The organism is Neobacillus cucumis (assembly GCF_023715505.1).
The window spans coordinates 32,509-54,424 of the sequence record NZ_JAMBOH010000015.1 but is presented as its reverse complement, the minus strand read 5'-3'; the positions used below and the strand labels follow the sequence as shown (position 1 = coordinate 54,424).

At 36.0% G+C, this 21,916-nt stretch carries 21 protein-coding genes, 5 tRNA genes and 2 other RNA genes; 7 read left to right on the top strand and 21 right to left on the bottom strand.

Translation table 11 applies throughout. The features are described from left to right. Positions 1–30: 30 nt before the first annotated feature. The 9 genes from M3226_RS19770 to M3226_RS19730 all read right to left on the bottom strand — a co-directional run bounded on the left by M3226_RS19770 (position 31) and on the right by M3226_RS19730 (position 5,532). Entirely contained in the window at positions 31–1,209 is a 1,179-nt protein-coding gene (locus M3226_RS19770; RefSeq protein ID WP_251568519.1) for a response regulator transcription factor, read from the bottom strand. A gap of 35 nt (positions 1,210–1,244) precedes the next feature. After that, the gene (locus M3226_RS19765; RefSeq protein ID WP_251568512.1) at positions 1,245–3,038 is read right to left on the bottom strand and encodes a sensor histidine kinase; all 1,794 of its coding nucleotides are present in this window, start codon (positions 3,036–3,038) and stop codon (positions 1,245–1,247) included. Positions 3,039–3,672: 634 nt separating this feature from the next. Next, complete coding sequence (locus M3226_RS19760) at positions 3,673–3,945, bottom strand: hypothetical protein (protein WP_144566936.1); 273 nt, start codon at positions 3,943–3,945, stop codon at positions 3,673–3,675. 283 nt (positions 3,946–4,228) lie between these two features. Then, entirely contained in the window at positions 4,229–4,447 is a 219-nt protein-coding gene (locus tag M3226_RS19755) for a hypothetical protein (protein WP_251568510.1), read from the bottom strand. Positions 4,448–4,576: 129 nt separating this feature from the next. Then, an RNA gene (gene ffs / locus M3226_RS19750) (signal recognition particle sRNA small type) lies at positions 4,577–4,661 on the bottom strand. Then, positions 4,661–4,732, bottom strand: a tRNA-Asn gene (locus M3226_RS19745). The genes ffs and M3226_RS19745 overlap by 1 nt, the downstream gene beginning before the upstream one ends. Positions 4,733–4,768: 36 nt before the next feature. Beyond that, positions 4,769–4,844 (bottom strand) — tRNA-Thr (locus M3226_RS19740). 225 nt (positions 4,845–5,069) lie between these two features. Beyond that, positions 5,070–5,432: a transfer-messenger RNA gene (gene ssrA / locus M3226_RS19735) on the bottom strand. Between the two features lie 9 nt (positions 5,433–5,441). Continuing rightward, positions 5,442–5,532 (bottom strand) — tRNA-Ser (locus M3226_RS19730). Between the two features lie 549 nt (positions 5,533–6,081). Here M3226_RS19730 and M3226_RS19725 point away from each other — a divergent pair. Further along, positions 6,082–6,840 carry a DUF3891 family protein gene (locus tag M3226_RS19725; RefSeq protein WP_251568502.1) on the top strand — a complete coding sequence of 253 codons (759 nt, stop codon included), beginning with the start codon at positions 6,082–6,084 and terminating at the stop codon, positions 6,838–6,840. An 8-nt stretch (positions 6,841–6,848) separates the two neighbouring features. Here M3226_RS19725 and M3226_RS19720 read toward each other — a convergent pair whose 3' ends face one another. The 4 genes from M3226_RS19720 to M3226_RS19705 form a co-directional block, all read right to left on the bottom strand. Then, positions 6,849–7,358, bottom strand: a complete 510-nt coding sequence (locus M3226_RS19720) for a hypothetical protein (protein WP_251568495.1) — start codon at positions 7,356–7,358, stop codon at positions 6,849–6,851. Between the two features lie 347 nt (positions 7,359–7,705). Beyond that, entirely contained in the window at positions 7,706–8,944 is a 1,239-nt protein-coding gene (sstT, locus tag M3226_RS19715) for a serine/threonine transporter SstT (RefSeq protein WP_251568493.1), read from the bottom strand. A 622-nt stretch (positions 8,945–9,566) separates the two neighbouring features. Further along, positions 9,567–9,638: transfer RNA gene (locus M3226_RS19710), tRNA-Asn, on the bottom strand. A gap of 136 nt (positions 9,639–9,774) precedes the next feature. Continuing rightward, positions 9,775–9,865 (bottom strand) — tRNA-Ser (locus tag M3226_RS19705). 294 nt (positions 9,866–10,159) lie between these two features. Here M3226_RS19705 and bacA point away from each other — a divergent pair. Together bacA and M3226_RS19695 are read left to right on the top strand one after the other, a co-directional pair. Continuing rightward, positions 10,160–10,957, top strand: coding sequence for an undecaprenyl-diphosphate phosphatase (bacA, locus tag M3226_RS19700; RefSeq protein ID WP_251568491.1), 798 nt, complete (start codon positions 10,160–10,162; stop codon positions 10,955–10,957). A 431-nt stretch (positions 10,958–11,388) separates the two neighbouring features. Next, complete coding sequence (locus M3226_RS19695; protein WP_251568483.1) at positions 11,389–11,871, top strand: hypothetical protein; 483 nt, start codon at positions 11,389–11,391, stop codon at positions 11,869–11,871. 84 nt (positions 11,872–11,955) lie between these two features. On the opposite strand, the gene M3226_RS19690 is transcribed toward M3226_RS19695, so the two are convergent. Both M3226_RS19690 and M3226_RS19685 read right to left on the bottom strand, forming a co-directional pair. Continuing rightward, entirely contained in the window at positions 11,956–12,651 is a 696-nt protein-coding gene (locus M3226_RS19690) for a hypothetical protein (RefSeq protein WP_251568481.1), read from the bottom strand. A 269-nt stretch (positions 12,652–12,920) separates the two neighbouring features. Then, on the bottom strand, positions 12,921–13,823 hold the full coding sequence (locus M3226_RS19685; RefSeq protein ID WP_251568479.1) for a DMT family transporter: 903 nt from the start codon (positions 13,821–13,823) through the stop codon (positions 12,921–12,923). Between the two features lie 210 nt (positions 13,824–14,033). Here M3226_RS19685 and M3226_RS19680 point away from each other — a divergent pair, with 210 nt between their 5' ends. After that, positions 14,034–14,264, top strand: coding sequence for a hypothetical protein (locus tag M3226_RS19680; RefSeq protein WP_251568477.1), 231 nt, complete (start codon positions 14,034–14,036; stop codon positions 14,262–14,264). 54 nt (positions 14,265–14,318) lie between these two features. Then, positions 14,319–14,762: a hypothetical protein gene (locus M3226_RS19675; RefSeq protein ID WP_251568475.1), complete on the top strand. Its 444-nt coding sequence runs from the start codon at positions 14,319–14,321 to the stop codon at positions 14,760–14,762. A gap of 143 nt (positions 14,763–14,905) precedes the next feature. Here M3226_RS19675 and M3226_RS19670 read toward each other — a convergent pair whose 3' ends face one another. The 4 genes from M3226_RS19670 to M3226_RS19655 all read right to left on the bottom strand — a co-directional run bounded on the left by M3226_RS19670 (position 14,906) and on the right by M3226_RS19655 (position 18,844). Then, the gene (locus M3226_RS19670; RefSeq protein WP_251568473.1) at positions 14,906–15,676 is read right to left on the bottom strand and encodes a hypothetical protein; all 771 of its coding nucleotides are present in this window, start codon (positions 15,674–15,676) and stop codon (positions 14,906–14,908) included. 271 nt (positions 15,677–15,947) lie between these two features. Further along, entirely contained in the window at positions 15,948–16,820 is an 873-nt protein-coding gene (locus tag M3226_RS19665; protein ID WP_251568470.1) for a YitT family protein, read from the bottom strand. A gap of 75 nt (positions 16,821–16,895) precedes the next feature. Further along, complete coding sequence (locus M3226_RS19660) at positions 16,896–17,462, bottom strand: tyrosine-type recombinase/integrase (protein WP_251568468.1); 567 nt, start codon at positions 17,460–17,462, stop codon at positions 16,896–16,898. 365 nt (positions 17,463–17,827) lie between these two features. Further along, positions 17,828–18,844, bottom strand: a complete 1,017-nt coding sequence (locus tag M3226_RS19655) for a DUF3231 family protein (protein WP_308211968.1) — start codon at positions 18,842–18,844, stop codon at positions 17,828–17,830. 222 nt (positions 18,845–19,066) lie between these two features. Between M3226_RS19655 and M3226_RS19650 the strand changes: the two genes are divergently transcribed. Further along, complete coding sequence (locus tag M3226_RS19650) at positions 19,067–19,591, top strand: ECF transporter S component (protein WP_251568448.1); 525 nt, start codon at positions 19,067–19,069, stop codon at positions 19,589–19,591. A 67-nt stretch (positions 19,592–19,658) separates the two neighbouring features. Here the strand turns inward: M3226_RS19650 and M3226_RS19645 are convergent, their stop codons facing one another. Continuing rightward, the gene (locus M3226_RS19645) at positions 19,659–20,621 is read right to left on the bottom strand and encodes a S8 family peptidase (RefSeq protein ID WP_251568446.1); all 963 of its coding nucleotides are present in this window, start codon (positions 20,619–20,621) and stop codon (positions 19,659–19,661) included. Positions 20,622–21,023: 402 nt separating this feature from the next. On the opposite strand from M3226_RS19645, the gene M3226_RS19640 reads away from it, so the two are divergent. Then, on the top strand, positions 21,024–21,206 hold the full coding sequence (locus tag M3226_RS19640) for a hypothetical protein (RefSeq protein WP_098527274.1): 183 nt from the start codon (positions 21,024–21,026) through the stop codon (positions 21,204–21,206). Between the two features lie 363 nt (positions 21,207–21,569). On the opposite strand, the gene M3226_RS32795 is transcribed toward M3226_RS19640, so the two are convergent. Continuing rightward, complete coding sequence (locus M3226_RS32795; protein ID WP_374110647.1) at positions 21,570–21,902, bottom strand: hypothetical protein; 333 nt, start codon at positions 21,900–21,902, stop codon at positions 21,570–21,572. Positions 21,903–21,916 lie beyond the last annotated feature (14 nt).

Genomic DNA, 21,916 nt, shown 5'->3' with positions numbered 1-21,916 from the left:
GTGATGTCAATTAGAAGAAGTGGCAACGTATCAGAAGCCCTCCGTTTGTTGCTTTTTTACATGGTTTCGGTATTCAAAAGGGGTTAAACCCATGACTTTTTTGAATAGTTTGGAGAAGTATTTCTCATCCTGGTATCCGAGCATGAGAGAAATAGAAAGTATACTTTCATCTGATTCTCTTAACCTAGATTTTGCTTGATCAATCCTTAGTTTCGTCATGTATTTGGACAGGGTCATCCCCGTTTCTTGTTTAAACTTTCTAGAAATATGTTCACGACTTAAGAAAAATCGGCTTGAGAGTTTTTCCAGCGTCAGCTCTTCCATGTAATACGTGTCTACATAATGAACAATGTTCCGCATGCGGCAGGCATTATCTAAATCGTTCAAACGGTGAATAGCTCTGAAATGTTGAACTTCCAACTCCATTTGTAAAGTTTTAAAAGCTATAGGAAGAACCTCCATTGACTTCAATGATTCACCATTGACAAGGCGGACAGGAATATCAAACTGTTGGCTGATCCATTCTTCGACAGATAGCCAGACTCCTTTAACGGTAATCACCAGACAAAGACTATGGTCATTCTGAAGTTCAAAGGCATTTCCCCATTCCTTATATACCAACTCTTCAGCTAACAACTGGATATACGGGGCGGAATGATGCATTTGGTAAAAAGAAATGAGGGTAAGGTCATATTCGTCAGCCGTTGGCAAAGAGGAAGCAATTTCGGCAGGGTCAAAAAACTCGCCTATGCAAGCCTCTGTGACGATTTGATTGATACGGAGCCTTTTCACATCGTCATACACACCAGTTTCTTTGTATTTACGGTCTACCTCTTCATTTGCCCACGATTTTACCGCTTCTTCCAAGGTATGATTAAAGGGTTCCACCTCGATTGGTTTTAATAAATAATCGAAGCTGTTGTACTTAATTGCCTTTCGCATAAAGGAATAATCGTCATATCCTGTAATGAAAATGACCTTGCCGGGATAAGAAATACTGTCGAGCCACTCAATCATTTCGATCCCGCTCATGCCAGGCATTTTTACATCGGTAAAAATGATCTCTGGTTTTTCCTTCTGTATGATTCTTTTTGCTTCTTCCCCGTTTCTTGCTTCCAATAGGTCTGTAATACCATTTTTCTCCCACTGGCCAAACTGGCTTATGACATAACGGACGTTATATTCATCATCTACAATGAGAGCCTTCATATCTCCATTCCTCCTCCTTACAGCTAACTTAGAGATTACAATGTTTCGAGTTCATTACTGGTAAACTTTGATTCTATTGGAATCATTAATCGAACGATAAAACCTTGTCCTTGGTTGGTATCTAATTCTAAACCACCCTTTTTCCCATAATTTAAGACCAAACGGTTATGAATATTTTTCAGACCAATATGCTCCATAGAAAACGATCCTTCATTTGATTTCGTATAAATATTTTTTCGGAGGGTTTGCAATTCTTCAGATGTCATACTGGATCCATTATTTTCTACTACAAGGTAAAGTATTTCTCCTTGTATTTCTCCATAGATGTTCAAATTTGCATTGTAGAAACCTTCTTCATAACAGTGTTTAAAGAAGTTTTCCACTAGCGGCTGAAGTGTCATACTTGGAATCGTTCTTTCTAGAATCGTTTCGTTTAGTTGGATCGTATAGTTCAGCTCGTTCCCAAAACGCTCGACTTGTAGAGACAAGTAGGTTTTTATATAATCAACTTCCTCACGGACTAAGACCCATTGATTGGCCCGTATAGAGTATCGCATCATTTTGGATAAGGAGGTGACCAATCCGTAGACCTTTGGAGAATTGGCTCTTAGTGCAACCGCACCAATTGTTTGTAAAGCGTTAAATAAGAAATGCGGATTCACCTGGGACTTTAATGCCCTTAATTGATTGTTTCTATTTTCAATTTCCAGTTTATACTCGCGGGCAATATGAAGATTGATCCGATTCATCATTTCCTTAATATGTTTTTCCAAGTGCCCAATTTCATCTTGTCCATTGTCATGAAAAGGAACATCCATATTCCCGGCTTCAATGCTCTGCACTTTTCTGCTGAGAATCTTAATGGGTCTAGTAATCATATAAGAAATAATTCCGATCATGATTAGGCCCAATAATCCGACCCCTATCCCTACAAGGATGTTGGTATAGGCGGTCTGCCTAACATCGTGAAATAATACTTGTTCAGGTGTGATCTTAACTAACTTCCATTGTCGCAAAGGACCTGACAACGTTTTGGACAGGATAATTTCTTTGCCCTTTTTCACACCCGAATTATTTATAGACTTTAACAAGTTGGATGGAACCGGTTTTCCAATAAGGTCTCGGTTACTAGCGTACATGACTCGGTTCTCTGTATCCACAAGTAATACGGATTCCTCATCATTCTGTACAAGACTGTTACATAGGTGGGCATAAGCATTTAAATCAATATCAAGCGTAATGACTCCCAGAAATTTGTTTGAAAGTACGTCCATTACTTTATGGTGAATCGTTAACACTATCGTGTTATCTGATTGAGGAACAATAGCCGCGTCATTATAATTCTCAATCGGATGAGGAGGCTCGATCAAATACTTTGAATGAGAGTGATAAAGCTTTTTAATTGAATCCTCTTTCACTAGATCCGGCTGAGATTTACGGGTACTGACCATGGCATTATAAACAGTAAATGATTCTTTACTTTTATCAATATAAAAACGAATCTGCCGGATTTCGCCCCGCATGAGATAAAACGTTTCGATGCTGTTTTTTACTGCTATAGGGTTGAAATAAATGGAATCTTGAAACCCGTCTTCAAAGATCCGGAACAAATCAGGGTTACGGTATGTTACATATGGGAGGCCGACTAAATCAGCAAAGTATTGCTCCAGCTCGTTTGATGCTTTCTTCATTTGATTATGGCTGACTTCGAGCTCATGCCGTTCCACTAGCTTCTTGGTATAACCATAAATAAAGAAAACCGTCAAAAAATACGGGAGGATGATAAAAATAAGAAGCATTAGAAATAAGCGGCTTTGAATGCTTTTCATGTTGTGATGCTCCTTTGGTTTATGAAAACCTTTTTAATAATATCCTATTACTCTTGTATTTAAATCTAATTCTATTTAATTATGGCGTCAACACGATATAATTCGGCGAAAAAGAAGACAGAGAGTGTCCCTTTTTCCTATTAGGACGCGATTTGGCAACGATTACGGAGAAAATGAAAACGGTACTAGAAATGAGGAAAATGAAACTTAGGAACTAGTGAATGGGTAATAGTTTCAAAAGATAGGTAGATTAGATTAATTATTGTAATACAAGATTAATAAAAAAGGACGTGTGCCAATTCACACGTCTTTTCTTATGTTATATATCAAGTATGAATGAGTAAATATAACCATTTAGGCATAATAGTTATTATACGTGTGAATAAAAGGTAGCTTCAATACACGAATCCAAACTCCCTTTATCCATCTATTTATATAATCTTAACTTTTTAAAAGTAATAATAAGTGATGAATCTGATAAAAAAAGAAAAAACAGCGCAAAAAAATACGCTGTTTTCTTCAAAGCGGACCCAAGTGGTTATTAATCTATTTAAATTAGACATAATTAACAATATTAAGTAGCGATCTTCTTGAACTAACCTAAACCTCAAGGAATCAATAGAACTCGAATTTTTTATTTCACTTCTTCCCAATAATATTGGATAGCTTCTTTCCTAACTACTTCTGGACAATCAACTTCATCATCCCAATGGTCATAATTGTTTTCTCCATTTACATGCTGAATATCTACACTGTAAAATTTATCTTTGTATTTGAAGATAATGACTACCATCTCCGAATATCCAGCATCATCGTTCCCAAGTTCCTGAACAAATTCAAGTCCGTAACTTTGATGACTTTTACGTTCAGCAACAGAATCTAGTATTATATTTTTAGGAAACTTCATCCTTCTCGCTCCTCCATATTAAAAGCGTATTTTGTTATTTTACCTATCTATAAAATCACATTTTTAGAGTCATTTCAAGTCAAAATTATGGCTCTTTTTCCATTCAACCTTTTACATACCAAATTAGTCGATTATTGAAAAAGCCTCCCAATGAATTATAGGGAGGCTGACTAGTTATTTGAACCGCATATGACGTTTTTTTGTTTTAGTTAAATCAATCGAGAGGGCGAGTTTTATTAGGATATTTTGCTATGATCAGGAGTTATTATAGATGTATGGAATACTAATCAATGACCCTTGCTACCTCATATCCACATTTCTTACATTTTCCACGCAATTCGATTCCTGAAGGCGAGTCTTCAACAGTATATTTTTCAATTGTGACTACATCCCCACAAGAACCACACCAAACATTTTGTTCAAGCATTCTACGTGTTTCTTCCGGAATAGAAAGCCATTTTTTATTAGCAGCAAATGAGATTACGTCTTTATCGTTTTTCATTTTAACAACTCCTTCTAATTACATCATAAACTTCAGTTTCTTATTTATATTGAATCATTTTCCATGCTATATGTAAAAAGAAAAACGCTAAACTCGAATTATAAGAGTTTAGCGTTTTTTGTTTCGACCTATGTAATAGCCCACACAATTTCACCAGTTATGGCTGCTGCGTTCCCGCCCTGACCTGTTCCTAGTGTCCTTGTTGGACTATGACTCCGCAGGTAGGACTCGAACCTACGACCGATCGGTTAACAGCCGATAGCTCTACCACTGAGCTACTGCGGAATAATGGTGAGTTATGTTGCTATCGCAAAAAAACTCTGGTGCCGGCTAGAGGACTTGAACCCCCAACCTACTGATTACAAGTCAGTTGCTCTACCAATTGAGCTAAACCGGCATATAATGGTGATCATAATAAGTTTGTTCACGCTCGATAGTTAACGTCATCCTGACCTCAGAAAGCTTAAGCAAGCAGCAACTCGGTCAGTATGCTGAAGACCATTCAGGAAGATTATTCGTTCGTGCTCTACCAATTGAGCTAAACCGGCATATCTAACATCATTTCATGTTTATATTATACTGATGAGATGAAGCTTATTCAAGTATTTTTTTAAAAATTTTTAAGTGGAAATGACGGGAGTTGAACCCGTGTGCAAAGATATTGCCACTTATACATCTACGAGTGTAGTCAGTATAATTAATTTCACTTACTTCTTTAGCCTACTGACAGGAATGGAAGCAGCTAGTCTGGTTATTCTCTTCCGTCATCCTCAGACGGTGGATTTCGGCGTAGTCCACTTAAAGTGAGTCCCTTACCCTACCACATGGACGATGGAGGGAGGAACCGCTATCGTCTGTTATTAGGCAGCGAAAGCGAAGTTGTTTTTTTGTTTGCCAGTTATTAGGCTTTATCGTTTTAACGAGGCCGAATCCCTCGACTCGCAATATAAGCTCAAACTATCCCTGTCGATACCAAGACATTCCCATTATAATATGGCAGAGAAGAAGGGATTTGAACCCTCGCGCCGGTTACCCGACCTACACCCTTAGCAGGGGCGCCTCTTCAGCCTCTTGAGTACTTCTCTGTAATAAAAAACTCTTTCGCGAAGTTCCGTTAAGAACTTACAAGAGAAATATATCATGTATTCCAAATGGATGAAAGCTGTAAATTTTGGTAGGTCTAAAGTCCTATAAAATCTTTAATGCTACTGAATGGTTACATCTGTTTAATCCCGGTTACTCATAATATTTTGGATTAACGCTTAATTGTTCATTCAAAATTTGTTTCAATGTAATGAAATCGAACAACTACCCATATAGAATATTACTAAAGGTATTATTAATAGAGAATAAACATGGTTTATTTACCAATAAGGCCAACTTACTGTCTCTTAGCGCAATTATTTTGAATTGAGACTTTCCAATGCATTTTTTCCTCTCGGTCTAAAAAAATTTATTTGTGACGTTTTAACCTTTTTTGATCGCCTCTTGGGCATAAATAGTTTCTATTATAACCTTTTAAGTAATTGTTTACTGCCTTTTGGGAACAAATAACTTTTATTGTGACCTAATAAGCTGTTTTTTCTGCCTCTCGGGTTAAATAATAATTCTTATAAATAGAAGGGATTTAAAAGATGATTATATGTGAGTATAAACAAAACTTTATCATGATTTCACAACATGACCATGCAAAAATATCAGGTGAAATCGCACAAAATTGGAACGATGACTTTTTTTATGGGATAGACAGAAAAGAAGAGGTGGTTCTTGCAGCCTACAAACATGATCGTGGATGGATTGATTTAGATGCCGCCCCATTATGGAACGACCAACAGCAAATACCTTACTCTTTTGTAGACTTCCCGATAGAAGAAAAGACTACTCACTACAAAACAGGAATAGATGAAGTAGAAAAAATGAATAAGTATGCCGGTCTTCTATGTAGTATACACTTCGCCTCTTTTTTCGACAAAGAACCCAATTCAATTGGACAGCAATTTTTTAAACAAGAAATCAAAAGGAAGCACTATCTTTTAAAAGAGTTGGCTATAGATGAAAAGGATAAAAATTTAAAATATCATCTTAATATTTTACGTTTTTGTGATAACCTTTCCCTTTATATTTGCTTAAATAAACCAGGGGTAAAAAAATTGGATGAGCATCCCTTCTTTCGTAACGGATTCCCGCAATTATTCCCTTTCGCAAACAATCAACCTATTCATGCACAATGGACCAATCAAGTAACCGTTTCGCTTTCTTTATCCCCTCTGAAGAAAGAGTTACAGGTTCAATTAGTATTAAAAGAAGTAAAAAAAGAAGATATAAAGGTAAAAGGATTAGTAAAGGCATATACCGATACTCCCTCTTCAATAAGAACAGTAACGTTTATTTAAAATATAACTTAATGCTTTTTAAATTTAGGTTGAAACTTTCCAAGGTTTTTAGTTGAGAAACACTTTGATACTTTAGCAACTACAAACTGAACCATATACAGATTCAATGCATTAACCATCATAAATAAAAAGAATTGAAGCCTATTGATCCTTTTCAAGTGGGCAATTTTTAATTTTTTATATAACCAAACACCAGGGAAAGCATAAAGAAAGTCTACGATTGCATTCACCAATAAAAATAAAGGGAATTTTCCAAACGTAAATTTTAAAATCCACATCGACCCCATTAGATAGGGCCCCCAATGGTTAGGATACATACCATCGAATGATGGGGTCTTATAAAACCACCACCACTTTTTCTTTCTTGCGTAAGAAAATTGAATTTCGACAAGTTTTGTTAGAATAACGGAAGCTACTAAGTATTTTTTAATGGCATTTCTTCCTATGAATAATGCCGTCATCCAGGATAAAAACATATTTGTTAGTAGAAATATTTTTCTAAAATCCAAAAATCTCACACATCCTTTCTCCATATTTGTTTGCACCTGTTTAGATTTTTATGTGTGGTGAATGTGTTTTTACCAATATAATCGATCTAAAATGATATTTTCCTTTTAGAACGCAATTTGTCATCATTTATGAATTAGTTATGTTTAAACCAAAACATATTTTTTCACTGCCATTCTTTTTGCAATTGTAATATTCGGATTCCAGTTGTTTATAATCCAATTTCCCTGCTTAATATTCTTTTACTAGAATTAATTTAAATTCTTCACTAATATTTAGCCATAAAAAAAACACCCCAAAAGTTAGATTTTCACTCTAACTTTTGGGATGCACTTCAAACACACTGCTTTGTCATTTATTATGAGGCTTTTTGAATATTAATTGTTTTTCCTTCTTTACGCCACTTCTTAAATTCAGCACTTGCTGTAAAAAGGACGTCTGTAGAAGAGTTAAGTGCCGTTTCAAACGAATCTTGTAATACACCGATGATAAAGCCCACTCCTACCACTTGCATCGCAACATCAGATGGAATTCCAAATAAGCTGCAGGCTAGAGGAATCAATAAGAGTGATCCACCAGCAACCCCAGATGCGCCACAAGCACAAACAGCGGATAATACGCTGAGGATGAATGCTGTAGGAATGTCCACATGGATGCCCAATGTATGCACGGCTGCAAGTGTTAAAACAGAAATAGTTACTGCTGCCCCAGCCATATTAATCGTAGCACCTAACGGAATCGATACAGAATAGGAATCTTTATCTAAACGTAGGTCTTCACATAATCTCATATTTACAGGAATGTTTGCAGCTGAACTGCGTGTAAAGAATGCTGTAATTGCACTTTCTTTTAAACACTTAAAAACAAGTGGGTATGGGTTCTGACGGATATTTACGAACACAATGATTGGATTGATAACAAAAGCAACAAAGAGCATGCATCCAATTAATACTGCTAGTAATTTTCCATAGCTTAGCAGAGAGTCGATTCCATTCGTAGTAATCGAATCGATTACTAGCCCCATAATACCAAATGGCGCGAACTTGATCACCCAAGTAACCATTTTGGATATGGCATCTGAGAAGTTAGATATCAACGTCTTAGTTGTGTCAGAAGCATTTTTTAATGCCATTCCAAGAATGATGGCCCATGCTAAAATACCGATATAGTTGGCATTATAGATTGCTTTAACAGGGTTATCGACTACGTTCAACAATAAGGACTTGAGAACTTCTACCACGCCGCCGGGCGCCGTTACGTCCTCTGCACTTTTTGAAAGGGATATACTGACAGGAAAAATAAAGCTTACAATAACAGCCGTTAATCCGGCTAAAAAGGTTCCTAAAAGGTATAGGATGATAATAGATTTCATATTCGTTTGGCGCCCTTTTTTGTGTTGCGCAATGGCCGACATAACCAAGAACAGGACCAATACAGGTGCGATAGCTTTTAACGCACCTACAAATAATGAACCCAAGATGACCACAGGTTTGGCTGTTTCTGGAATTGTTGCTGCTAGAATAATTCCAATAACCAAACCTATAATGATCTGCTTGACCAGACTGATTTGATTCCATTTTTTGAGTAGATTTTTCATAGTTAGTCCCCCTAGACAAGTATAGATGAAATTTTATCAGTCCAACAAAGCCAATTTAATTAAATAGATCGGCCTATTCCACTAGCATTTGCTTGCTAGACGAAATTCAAATCTGAACAATAAGTTAAAAAAAGATAATAATTTTCGGATTCTGTTGTTTTTATAAACTCATTAACAAATATCATTATAAGGAATTTTTATGTATATTACAATAATATCATTACTTTCTTTTAGATAACAATTATATCCTTTAAAAATACAAATAGTAAAATACGAACGTTCGGGAATTCTGCATTTGATGTAATAATCCATTCGGACTGTAGTGAGGGTTTAAAATATATTAACGGAAGTGGGTGCTTTTTTAACAAAAAAAATTGAATATATTAATTTGATTGGATATTAACAAGAACCGAAACGATATTAACAAATTTTAGGATTTATTAACAAAAATACAAAACAACACAACCAGATAAACGTGGAATAAAAACGAAAAAGCGCAAAACTCACTGTGAGTTCTGCGCTTCTTCCTTATTGTTCTATGTAATAACCCACACAATTTTACTAGTTATGGCTGCTGCGTTCCCGCCCTGACCTGTTCCTAGTGTCCTTGCCTGAGTTATGACTCCGCAGGTAGGACTCGAACCTACGACCGATCGGTTAACAGCCGATAGCTCTACCACTGAGCTACTGCGGAAAAATGGTAAGTTAAGAGTGGAAATGACGGTGTTTGCCAGTTATTAGGCTTTATCGTTTTAACGAGGCCGAATCCCTCGACTCGCAATATAAGCTCAAACTATCCCTGTCAATACCAAGACATTCCCATAATATAATGGCAGAGAAGAAGGGATTTGAACCCTCGCGCCGGTTACCCGACCTACACCCTTAGCAGGGGCGCCTCTTCAGCCTCTTGAGTACTTCTCTGTAGTTAAACCATCGTGTAAGTTCGGTTAAGAACCTTACAAGAGAAATATACCATCTCTACAATTTCGAAGAAAGCTGTAAATTTTGGTAGTCCAAAAGACCTAAACGAAATAGCATCCCCCTTAGAAAAGAAAAAGCTGCTTTGATGAATGTTAATCTATCGTAAATTTATTTTTAAAACTTGAAATATTACGCATCTAATACTATACTTCCTTAGACAGAAAATAGATTTTTTTGTCAAAAAAATAGATAAATGCAAGTAAATAACAACAAATTAAGGGAAGAAGGAAAAACATGAACGAACATATCATAGCGTTTATTTTGGGAATTGTAGAAGGGTTAACTGAATTTTTGCCTATTTCATCTACAGGTCACATGATTTTAGTAGGCAGCTTATTGGGCTTTGAAGGACAAAAGGCAAATACCTTTGAAGTAATCATCCAGCTAGGTTCGATGCTAGCCATCTTAGTATTATATTGGAAAAGATACCTGTCACTTTTAAATTTCAGCACAATTGGAAAATCAGAAAAGAAATTAGACGTCATTCACATTATATTAGGGGTTATACCTGCTGCATTAGTAGGATTAATTCTACATGACTTCATAAAAAGTCAACTTTTTTCACCCAAGGTCGTAGTAGTCAGCCTTATAGCTGGTGCCGTATTAATGATATTTGCAGAAAAAAAACATCGAAATTTTACATCTAACACAGTGGATGAATTAAGTTATAAACAAGCTTTCACCATTGGATTATTTCAATGTTTAGCTGTAATCCCAGGTTTTTCACGTGCAGGATCAACTATGTCAGGTGGGTTACTAGCTGGTGCAAATCATAAAACGGCAGCTGAGTTTTCCTTTTTGATTGCTCTTCCTATAATGGTGGGAGCCACAGGCTTGGATTTCATTAAAAGTATAGATTTTTTACATACTAGCGACATTCCAATGTTCTCAATCGGATTTATCACTGCGTTCATTGTAGCAATGTTAGTTGCAATCGTGTTCCTTAAATTGATAGAAAAAATCGGTTTAACTGTTTTTGCCTACTACCGAATTGTGTTGGCCGCTCTATTCATCATATTTGTGATACTTTAAGGTGTGAATGAATAAAGTTCAGTTGATAAAAAAAGCTTGAATCCAAATCAATGGTTTCAGGCTTTTTTTATTTTGATATATACAATTGAATTCTCGGCTTTAGAAGAAGAACATTTTTCTATATTCAGTTTATACTTCATGATGATTTTATTAGGTCCACTATTTCTCGCCATGTAGTTATCACAACAAATTTCTAGAAAGTATTAACAAATCTTAGAATGTATTAACAAATTATCAGAATATGGCCCCCCTCTGGTTCAGAGTTTTATGGGATATAAATTATATTACTACCTTTTTGATGAATTTGTTTTTACTGTTAATTAAGACAGGTGTTTTGATAATAGGAAAAAAGTCCTAGTAGTAGAGAGGTATCGAATAATATAAATCGGTTAAAATGACTTTACATAACTACTGTGCAGAAAGGTGCCCTTATGATTGGTCTTATCATCGCAACAGTTATTTTTAATCTAATAGCCCTAAAAATTAAAAAGAGGATTTCTCTAAGCCTCATGCACCAAATTTGGGTATTTACAATTGCATTTCAAACCGTCTTTGATGTTTTTGTTGATTTTAAATACCACGGGTATTGGTATTTCTCAAAAAATATTGATTGGCAGGAAGCCCTTGCACTTTTTCTTGTGCCACCAGTAAATATTGTTTTTTTAAATTACTTCCCTTATAAAAAGACGTTTATGAAAAAAATACTATATATGACTGGGTGGGAGATTATTTTATTACTTTATGAGGTGATCGCTTTACTTCCGGAACCATGGGGGTATTTTCATTATGGTTGGTGGACATTATGGCATTCGCTAGTCATAAACCCATTTCTTCTCTTGATATTGTTAGGATACTATAAATGGATTGTTAAATTAGAAAAAAGGTCTACAGTGAGTAGCGCCTTTAAGAATTAATATAACCGTTTTTGTCTACACCTCATTATTTAAATTATAGAACTACTCTGCGAACCCGCTACGTGAGGAATTTAAAACTTAACGTTAGATGCCTTTAGAATAATTTCGTAAAAACTTCTCCATCGAGGATAACAAAACTGATAAATCACCTTCAAAATTTTGCCTATCTACCAAATTGGTCTTATTATATTTTTTTTTACTCTCATTGTTTGATTTTTGAGGTGATTCATATTGTATTGATTCAAATGGTTGTGATTCAATAGGTAGTGATTCATGTTGTAATGATTCAGGTTGTAGTGCTTTAGGTTTTGGTGATTTAGGTTCTTGTGACTTATGATCTTCGGTTTTAGCCTTTTCAAATTTTGGACCATAACTCACATTTTTAATGTGGAAAATGGTAATGCGCACGACTTCGTCATTAGTGACGATATAAACAAAATCGTCTTTTACCTCAATGAGTATCCCCTCAACCGTGTCAGGACCTCCACGATTGATTCTCACCCATAGATAATTCATTGATTCAAGCAGTTCTTTGAAATTTTCAGCCTTTTTAAATTCAAAATCCTTAGGAACTTTAACGTCGAATTCCAACTGCATATTCCTATTTTCTGTGAAACTCTTAATGTGACGAGTGTGGTAATAAACGACCCCATCGTCTTCTGTGAGAACTGCGAAATAATCGTCACCTGCATCTATTAACTTCCCAATTCTTGATTCTGGGCCGCCCCGATCAACCTTGATTACTTTATTTGTGAAATACTGCTTGATGTCCTTACCCATTAAAAATCTCCCCTTTAATAAATATTTACACTGCATGTATATGTATCACGGCGGGAAGTTGTCCTAGGTAATGGCCTGTCTTTTAATACTTTGGACTCATGCCATGGGTATGGAAGGGGGCCGTCTCTGTCAGATAAAGAAAAAAAGAGTGTTAACTGAGTTAACACTTTTCCCCGACTGCCCGTCGCACAAAAAGCCACCAAATGGCTGCTTATATGACTATTTATAATATAATCGAACAAAAATAACTATTCTTTCTATCAATATATCTATAAATCGATCTGTGCCTTTACTTTTTGGGTTTTAGTCTTCATATTTACAAGACAGATGCTAATAACAATCAATAAAAGTCCTATGACCAGATTAATCGTGATAGACTCATGTAAAAGAAAAGAACTACATATAATCGCAATTAGAGGAATAAGAAAGGTATACGAACCAACTTTACTAGCTTCTCCCGAACCAACAAGTGTAAAGAAAGCAAGCCATCCAAAAGCAATGACAAAGATGGAGATAAAAAGCAAGTTTGATATAAATGGTAATCTCCATTCGATACTAGACCAGCTTTCAAAGCTCGAACCCACACACGATAAAAATATCCCGCCGATAATCAGTTGAAGGGTAACCATCCATAAGGAATCAACACGATTTCCAGTTTTCTTTACAAAAACGGTCCCTAATCCCCACCCAATGGCAGAACCTAAGGCAAGAAGAATGCCAATTGCTGAAATATCACCGGTAAAACCCCCAGAGCTTATGACGGCAACACCCGCAAATCCAAGAATTAAACCAATGATCTTTAATCCATACATTGATTCTCCTAACCAAATCCAACAAAAAATCCCAAGTAATACGGGCTCAATGAAGACAATAGCGGAAAATAGTCCAGCAGGCATAAAGCCCAGCCCAACTGTTTGCAGACCGTAAAACATTATAATGTTTAGTACAGCAGAAACGACGTAAAAATGCCATGTTTCTTTTAAACGGAGTTGCTTATATCTTGGTAATGCAAAAATGAGCAAGATAAGCCCGCCTAGAAAAGTTCTTAATCCAGCAAACAATAATGGCGGAGTATAGTTAAGTGCCATTTTTGATAATGGCCAATTAACTCCCCACACAATAACAAGAAACATTAGTAATAAAACAGTTCTTGTTCGAGAATTTTTTTTCATCGATGGACCTCCTAGATGTGAACTACTTTAACAATAATACTTATTTTATTGAAATAAACAATTGATTTGCTCTCTGTACCTGTGGCTATTGTAGTGACACGACATGCCCATCGTCCATAAATTGAACAAAAAAAATTTTCTTATACATATAAGATGTTATAATTTTTCGAAAAGAAGAAATTTTATGTTTATGAAAGGATGACTTACTTTATGGGGGATCCACTACACAAGCCATATGATCAGGCGGTACTTTCACGTTCCAGACGGTTGTCGATTGCCATTATACTTGGTATACTCGCAGCCTTTGGTCCTTTATCCATGGATATGTATTTACCGGCACTACCCAAAATTGCAAAGGATTTCCACACCAATGCTTCTTTTCTACAACTTACCATTACGTTTTTTGTCCTCGTTTTAGCATCCCTCAAACGTTTAGTTTAATTTTTGCTATGAACCCCATAGGGATTATGATTTGTAGTCAAACGCACGGGAAGATTGGAAGGAAAAATTCCTGAGTCAACGATGTTTAAATTTGGATTAGTAATGGCAGCCTTAGGCTCCATCATATTACTCTTTCTTATATTTTTACAGGCAAAATTAGTCTTTTTATTGATTCCATTATTTTTTGTTGTATCAGGTGTAGGAATGGTGAATACATCAGGTTTTTCTCTGGCGATGCAAACACAAGGAAAAAATGCAGGAAGTGCGTCTGCTTTGTTGGGTGTTACCTCATTTGCGATTGGTGGATTTGTCTCTCCACTTGTTGGAATTGGTGGAGGCCAGACGGCCATTCCGATGGGCATTGTAATGGTATGTACTGGATGTGGATCCATTCTATCTTATATGATTCTTGTAAAAAGAAAAAGAAGAGGAATAATAAACATAGGGAATAATCCACCTGAGCCTCAACTCAAGGGTGGATTATTTTTTATGATTTAATGATAGTATCCCTATTCGTTAAACAATGGGCTGGTAGGATATTCCGATTAAATGAGTAGACGCTATCAATCGTTATCTTGACAGTGTCTACTCATTCTACTACTCTGTGAACCCGCTATGTGAGGACTATAAAAAACTTAATCTTAGATGCCTTTTGAATAATTTCGTAAAAACTTCTCCATAGAGGACAGCAGAACTGATAAATCAACTTCAAAATTTTGCCTACCTACTAAATTGGTCTTATTGTATATATTTTTACTCTCATCGTTTGATCTTTGAGGTGATTCATATGGTAGTGATTCATATTGTAATGATTCAAATGGTTGTGATTCAATTGGTAGTGATTCAATTGGTAGTGATTCAATTGGTAGTGATTCAATTGGTAGTGATTCATGTTGTAATGATTCAGGTTGTAGTGATTTAGGTTTTGGCGATTTAGGTTTTAGTGATTTAGCTTCTTGTGACTTATGATCTTTGGTTTTAGCCTTTTCAATTTTTGGACCATAACTCACATTTTTAATGTGGAAAATGGTAATGCGCACGACTTCGTCATTAGTGACGATATAAACAAAATCGTCTTTTACCTCAATGAGTATCCCCTCAACCGTGTCAGGACCTCCACGATTGATTCTCACCCATAGATAATTCATTGATTCAAGCAGTTCTTTGAAATTTTCAGCCTTTTTAAATTCAAAATCCTTAGGAACTTTTACGTCGAATTCCAACTGCATATTCCTATTTTCTGTGAAACTCTTAATGTGACGAGTGTGGTAATAAACGACCCCATCGTCTTCAGTGAGAACCGCGAAATAATCGTCACCAGCATCTAGTAACTTCCCAATTCTCGATTCTGGGCCGCCTCTGTCAACCTTGATTACTTTATTTGTAAAATATTGTTTGATGTCCTTACCCATTAAAAATCTCCCCTTTAATAAATATTTACACTGCATGTATATGTATCACGGCGGGAAGTTGTCCTAGGTAATGGCCTGTCTTTTAATACTTTGGACGCATGCAATTGGTATGTAATGGGAAATGTTGGGCAAATACCGAATGCAACGTTAATAATCGAATCCTTTTATAACCTGAACTGTTAGTCGTTTCATGCAATCGTCGTATCTTTCAGACAAAAAAAGCCACCCAAATGGCAGCTTATTTTTCTAAAAAGCAATGGAACTTTTACTCCTAATGAATATTATGCTTTCTGAAATTACCGCCCTTAACCTCTGCAACGTCATATACGGTAACAAAAGCAGTTTCGTCCATTTCATTTATAATTTCCTTTAATTTGGTTTCTTCTAAGCGGTTAATGACACATGTGATTTCTTTGAATTTTTCATTGGAAAAACCGCCATAAGCATCCTTATATGTTGCACTTCGACCTAAGCGATCACGTATTGCCTCTACCATTAATTCGGGTTGAGTTGTGATAATTTGAAAGGTTTTAGAGCCGCTTAGGCCTTCTTCGACAATATGAATGACTTTAGAAGCAATATAGTAAGCAATTGCCGAAAGAATGGCTCCTTGCAGCCCAAATACAATTGAAACAAAAATAAATACAAATATGTTTAAGAAAAGAATTAAATCACTTGTCCCAAACGGTAATTTTCGAGCTAGCAGCACGGCAAGCATATCAATTCCATCTAATGCACCGCCATTTCGCAAGGCTAACCCCATCCCTAAACCAAGGATAATCCCGCCAACCACTGTAACTAACAAAGTATCCCCGTCAATAATGGCTGGGGCATGGTGAAAGAGGCTTGTGCCAAATGCTAGTGAAGCTATTCCGATAATGGAAAAAGATGCGAAACTTTTTCCAATTTGTTGATATCCTAACCAGATAAAGGGAATGTTTATAATTGCAATTAGAACTCCTAATGGTAAATCAAATAGTTCTGAACCAACGATACTAAGACCCGTCACTCCACCATCAGATACGTTGTTTGGGATTAGTACGGTTTCTAGTCCATATGCGGCTATAAATCCACCAATAATCACCATTAATCCTCGTAAAATAAATTTTAGTTTATTTGGCTTATTCATTTTCGTTGTATTCATATAATTCCTCGCTTTAAATTTTTTTCATAGTAAGCTTTAAATAGTATCTTTGCTCCCCCTTTAATTTGTACGAAATTATAAATTTACATCTATCTGAGTGGTTATCAATTCTTCTTTTTTTATTCCTAAAAATTTCAGAGTCTCCGCTGGTGTAGAATGGTTAAAGTGTATTTGTAAAAGTGCAATAGAGACTCCTTGTTTATACGCATGAAATCCAAAGGTCTTGGCCAAAGAATTTGTTCCTATCTTCCCTTCAATGCCTACCTTTACAGCTGCATCATGGATAATTCGATAGGCCTGTTGCCGGGTAATCGGTTGTTTAAACTTACGAGATTGGAATAAATAAATCTGTTCTTCTATGTTGACTTGGTCTATGAAAGATTCTATAGCTTCCTTTACTTTTTTATTTAAAAATACGGACTTCCTCCTCTCGCTCTCCATTTCAGAATAATAATAAAAATCCTTAATCTCTCCATTGCTATTAAAAAGATCCTTTACTTTAATCAAAAGTAATTCAGATATTTTAAGACCTGTATTGATTCCAAAAACGAACAGTAAGTAATCCCTAAACGAATGTTCTTTAAGATAATCTTTTAAGGCACTAATCTGTTCTAAGTCTCTAATTGCATCCACTGTTTCCAATGCTAATCATTACTCCTTCAATGTTACTTAATTAAAGTATAATCTATAATTGAGTAACATTCAAACTTTCCGCATTTAATAGTACTAGATGTATCTAATAACCTGCGACGATTTTTTTATTACTTTTCATGAACAAAAGCGCAAGCGCCTTGGTTAGCCCCGACAAGCATAAGACGACCCGGCCGAAAGGTTGCTCTTTAACCTTTTGGACGGATTGGTTATAGACCATCGAGGGGCTTGGCGCTGGAGCTGGACGTCGATAGTCCATTTATTAAGAGTTATCCACAAGCGAAAATTTTATCATTTCTTTAACGATAAAAAATAAGCCCTTAATGCTTTGAAGCAGAAGGACTTAAAATATATTATCATTGATTCTTTTTCCTTATTAATTCATCTCTATCGGATGCCATTGGGGGCTGTTCCAACCATTTATTTTTTATCATAATATTTGCTCCATCTTCAGCATACATTTGAATTTCTAAAGATAACCGGTTATACATTGAACTAATATCCCCCCTGGGACTTTGACTGACGGCTGTTCCGTAGTACCCAATGCTTAAAGAAATCAAACCAGAAGTGTAGAACATCATCAGCTTATCGGAAAAGGTTGGAGTTGTACTATTTGTTATTTCTGAATCCCAGCCCATAGGTGCTGGGAGTTTACTTTCCTCTAACTTACCTCTAAATAATTTAATATGTTTATTCCCAATTTCTAAACCTTTTAAAAAAAATTGTTTTACTTCCTTATCCCGTGCAACCTGACTAAATCCTGTAAGTGCTGCTACTCCCAAAGCATTTCTTTGGAGATTCGCAAATAAATTATCTACTTCAGCTGCTATTAATGGTCTTTTCTCTCCAAACACATCTAACATAAACCATTGCTTTTTCACGAATTCAACCTTCTCTAAATTAGGCAAGCTAGGAGATCTGATAAACAATCCTTTTGACAATAATAAATCCGTTGCTCTTTTATATAGTTGCATTGTTTCAGTAAGGCAGTCCATGTAATAGGTTTTAATGTCACTTCTCACAGATGTTGATACACTTGCAGCATATAAAGTAAGTCCAACCTTAGCCATTTGGTAAATAAAATTAAGCATAAAACTGTCAGAATAGAGCCTAGGCGCAGTTAAATCAACATCTTGTTTGAGGTTAAAACCATTTGGGACTACATTTTTTTCTTCTGTTAAGATATCGGTAATTCTTTGAATATGTTTCTTAGATAAACCTAAAGCATATTCAATTATAGGCTTAATTTCATCATCCTCTGCTTTTTCTAAAAAATATGTAAGAACACATATACCGGCGCTATCATTTTGGTATTGAGACCAAAGTTGAGCCACTTCGCCTGCTGTTAGTCGTATCTGGATTCCCTTTTCCACTATAAGTAACCTCCAAATAGATATACTAAATGATACCTTACCCATAAATCGTATATTGTATGTAATAATTTCCATAAAATATCCACTGGACTTCTGTTTCAAAATAATCATATAAGTTATATTTATTAAAGAAAAGCTACCTGTGAAAAAGAATATTACATATTTATAAAGTTTCAGATTAGGTGTATGATATTATTTTAAAAACAAGAAAGAGGTCATCATATGAATACAACATTCTCACCGGCAGTAACTTCTAAAACAAAGTCCATAGTTATCAATGCACTTTTCATCGCATTAACACTGGTAGCCACAATGTTCATTAACTTAAGGCTCCCAATCATGGGTAATGGCGGTCTAATTCACATGGGGAACGTGCCTCTTTTTATAGCTGCCTTGGTTTATGGTAAAAAAACAGGAGCCATAGCTGGCGCCTTTGGAATGGGCTTATTCGATCTTATCTCTGGCTGGGCAGTATGGTCGCCGTTTACTTTTATCATCGTTGGGGCAATGGGCTTTTTAGCTGGTCTCATATCTGAGAAATTACCCGGCAATAGAATCCTTGTAAACACATTAGCAATTGCGGTTGCATTGATAATAAAAGTCGTAGGCTACTATTTTGCTGAAGTCATCCTTTACGGTAACTGGGTACAGCCATTCGGCTCCATTCCTGGAAACATTATGCAGGTTGTAATAGCGGGGATAATAGTAGTACCACTTGCAGGACGTTTAAAGAAAAGATCTATTTAGGAATTAAATATGCCCAAAATAAAACAGTGCCAGAAATATTTTATTGGCACTGTTTTTTTATAATAAACTAGTTATTTAGCACTTCTGCTTTTACATTAGTGTTAAATATTTCAGTTAAATAATCTACTGCTGTCAGATACACGATCCCATTCCCTTCTAACTTTGGAGAATGACCGAGAGGAACCGTTCGTTTGATTAATTGCGCATAGAGCTCTGGTACAGTTAGCTCTCTCTCGAAGGATTGATTCGCAAGGAATTTGATGAGGGCAAGTGCACCCGATACATGTGGAGTGGCCATTGACGTGCCGCTAAGCGTAGCAAATTTCCCATTCAAATAGGTAGATAGAATCGTTTCACCTGGCGCTACAAGATCTACTTCATTATTAGAATTACTGAAATCCGAGATTCGTCGGTCTAAGTTAACCGCCCCTACACTGATTACTTCATTATAAGATCCGGGATAATCAAATTCATTGGTTGCATCCTGTCCATCCCCTTCATTGCCGGCAGCACAGACCACAAGAATATTATGTTCGACTGCTTTTTGAATCGCTTCATGTAACTCCGAAACATCTTCTGGACCGCCAAGGCTCATGGAAATAATGTCTACCTTTTGTTCAATCGCATAATAGATACCATTTATGATCCAGTCATATTGGCCGGATCCATTTTTATCAAGAACTTTAACAATTAATAGATTGGCTTCAGGCGCAACTCCAACTACCCCTCTTTGATTTTGTGTTGCTGCCATCGTACCGGCCACATGGGTACCATGGCCATTGTAATCCCGATAAACGTCTTTATTCCCTTTATCATCATTCGTGAAATTCCTGCCGCCAATAATCCGGTCTTTTAAGTCAGGATGTGTCAGATCACAGCCAGTATCCAGGATGGCAATGGTTATGCCTTTTCCTTTTGTTTTTTCCCATACTTTAGGGGCCTGAATCATTTCGACTCCTTTTGGCACCTCGGTTACTTCTTCAACATGTGCAATGAATTGGTACGGAATCAAGTGCATTTTTCGTTCCATTTTATCCCTCCTGATTAGTTTCATTGAAGCCGACCCATGATAGTAATACTAGTTTAACAATTCTGAATAAATTAAAACAGAGTCTTTTTACGTACATTTGTTCCCATACTTCTCTACTACGATTTATGAAATCAACATCTATATATATATAAATAATGGTAACGGACAGGTTAGGATTTAACATTTACTTAAAGATATTTTTCTACAATTAGTTAAAGCGCCTATTGGTTTACCGTCTGAATTTGTAGGAAAAGGAAGGAATTTTAATTTTACTTATAAAATATGGAGATTACTGTAGAAAAGTTTTATAACGTGATGGCAGGAAAAATGCTTCCCTTTACAAAATATTAAAGAAAACGGAAAACAGATGTCAAACGAATAAGTTGAAAGGTGGCATTATCATTGAATGAACTTACCCTACAACAACTCGTCGAAGGTCTACCGAAGTCTTTATTAAATGCATCTGATCGAGATTTGGAAGGATTCCAAAAAATTATTGAAGAAACGATAAAATTAAGAGAGGGCCATCGAAACCTGCAAAAAATGGTAAAAAACTTCTCACTCTCTACCATACAGAGGACTTAATACTTTATGTACTACATTGGAAGGTGAATGCCTTCTTTTTTTGTCGTAATAGGTTCATCAAGCTTGAACTTTATTCAAAATATTTTAAATCGATAACTAAGAGAACGAATAAAAATGTCTGGATAACCTGAACGAACATATATGAAGAAACATAGAAAGGTGTCTTTTTTATCTTTCGAGGCAATAGAAGTATATAATGATTTAGAAGGTTTTCTTGAAAAGAAATTCAATTCTATGTTTAATGCAGTAAAACATACGATAATTAGATGGTTAATCCGAGCTAATATTTACAATTTCATAATAAAATCAGCCAAATACAACCAGAACTAATCATTGTATTTGCCTGATTTCTATTCAAAAATGCTACTTGTTCATAGAACCACTGTTATTAGTAGCATTACCGTTTTTAGCAGCATTGTTATTACCGCTAAACTCCTCACCAACTTGGTTACCAAGCGCACCTCCTGCAAGTCCACCTGCAACAGTACCAATCGGTCCCAAAACAGAGCCTATTGCAGCCCCAGCAGCACCGCCGCCAACAGTACCAACCGCTTCACCAACATCACTACCTGCTTTGTTCGTTGTATTGTTGCCACCTTGGTTTGTAGCGTTGTTACCAGCTTGGTTTGTAGCGTTGTTGCCACCTTGGTTTGAGTTTTCACCATATCGATTACGTTCGTCGTTTGTAGGCATCATCTTTCACTCCTTTT

Coding starts and splice junctions, on each gene's coding strand:
- M3226_RS19765 (WP_251568512.1), bottom strand. CDS start 3,038: ATGAAAAGCATTCAAAGCCGCTTATTTCTAATGCTTCTTATTTTTATC.
- M3226_RS19695 (WP_251568483.1), top strand. CDS start 11,389: ATGATTGGTCTTATCATCGCAACAGTTATTTTTAATCTAATAGCCCTA.
- M3226_RS19650 (WP_251568448.1), top strand. CDS start 19,067: ATGAATACAACATTCTCACCGGCAGTAACTTCTAAAACAAAGTCCATA.
- M3226_RS19670 (WP_251568473.1), bottom strand. CDS start 15,676: ATGGGTAAGGACATCAAACAATATTTTACAAATAAAGTAATCAAGGTT.
- M3226_RS19770 (WP_251568519.1), bottom strand. CDS start 1,209: ATGAAGGCTCTCATTGTAGATGATGAATATAACGTCCGTTATGTCATA.
- M3226_RS19755 (WP_251568510.1), bottom strand. CDS start 4,447: ATGAAAAACGATAAAGACGTAATCTCATTTGCTGCTAATAAAAAATGG.
- M3226_RS19685 (WP_251568479.1), bottom strand. CDS start 13,823: ATGAAAAAAAATTCTCGAACAAGAACTGTTTTATTACTAATGTTTCTT.
- sstT (WP_251568493.1), bottom strand. CDS start 8,944: ATGAAAAATCTACTCAAAAAATGGAATCAAATCAGTCTGGTCAAGCAG.
- M3226_RS19680 (WP_251568477.1), top strand. CDS start 14,034: ATGGGGGATCCACTACACAAGCCATATGATCAGGCGGTACTTTCACGT.
- M3226_RS19665 (WP_251568470.1), bottom strand. CDS start 16,820: ATGAATACAACGAAAATGAATAAGCCAAATAAACTAAAATTTATTTTA.
- bacA (WP_251568491.1), top strand. CDS start 10,160: ATGAACGAACATATCATAGCGTTTATTTTGGGAATTGTAGAAGGGTTA.
- M3226_RS19690 (WP_251568481.1), bottom strand. CDS start 12,651: ATGGGTAAGGACATCAAGCAGTATTTCACAAATAAAGTAATCAAGGTT.
- M3226_RS19645 (WP_251568446.1), bottom strand. CDS start 20,621: ATGGAACGAAAAATGCACTTGATTCCGTACCAATTCATTGCACATGTT.
- M3226_RS19760 (WP_144566936.1), bottom strand. CDS start 3,945: ATGAAGTTTCCTAAAAATATAATACTAGATTCTGTTGCTGAACGTAAA.
- M3226_RS19725 (WP_251568502.1), top strand. CDS start 6,082: ATGATTATATGTGAGTATAAACAAAACTTTATCATGATTTCACAACAT.
- M3226_RS32795 (WP_374110647.1), bottom strand. CDS start 21,902: ATGATGCCTACAAACGACGAACGTAATCGATATGGTGAAAACTCAAAC.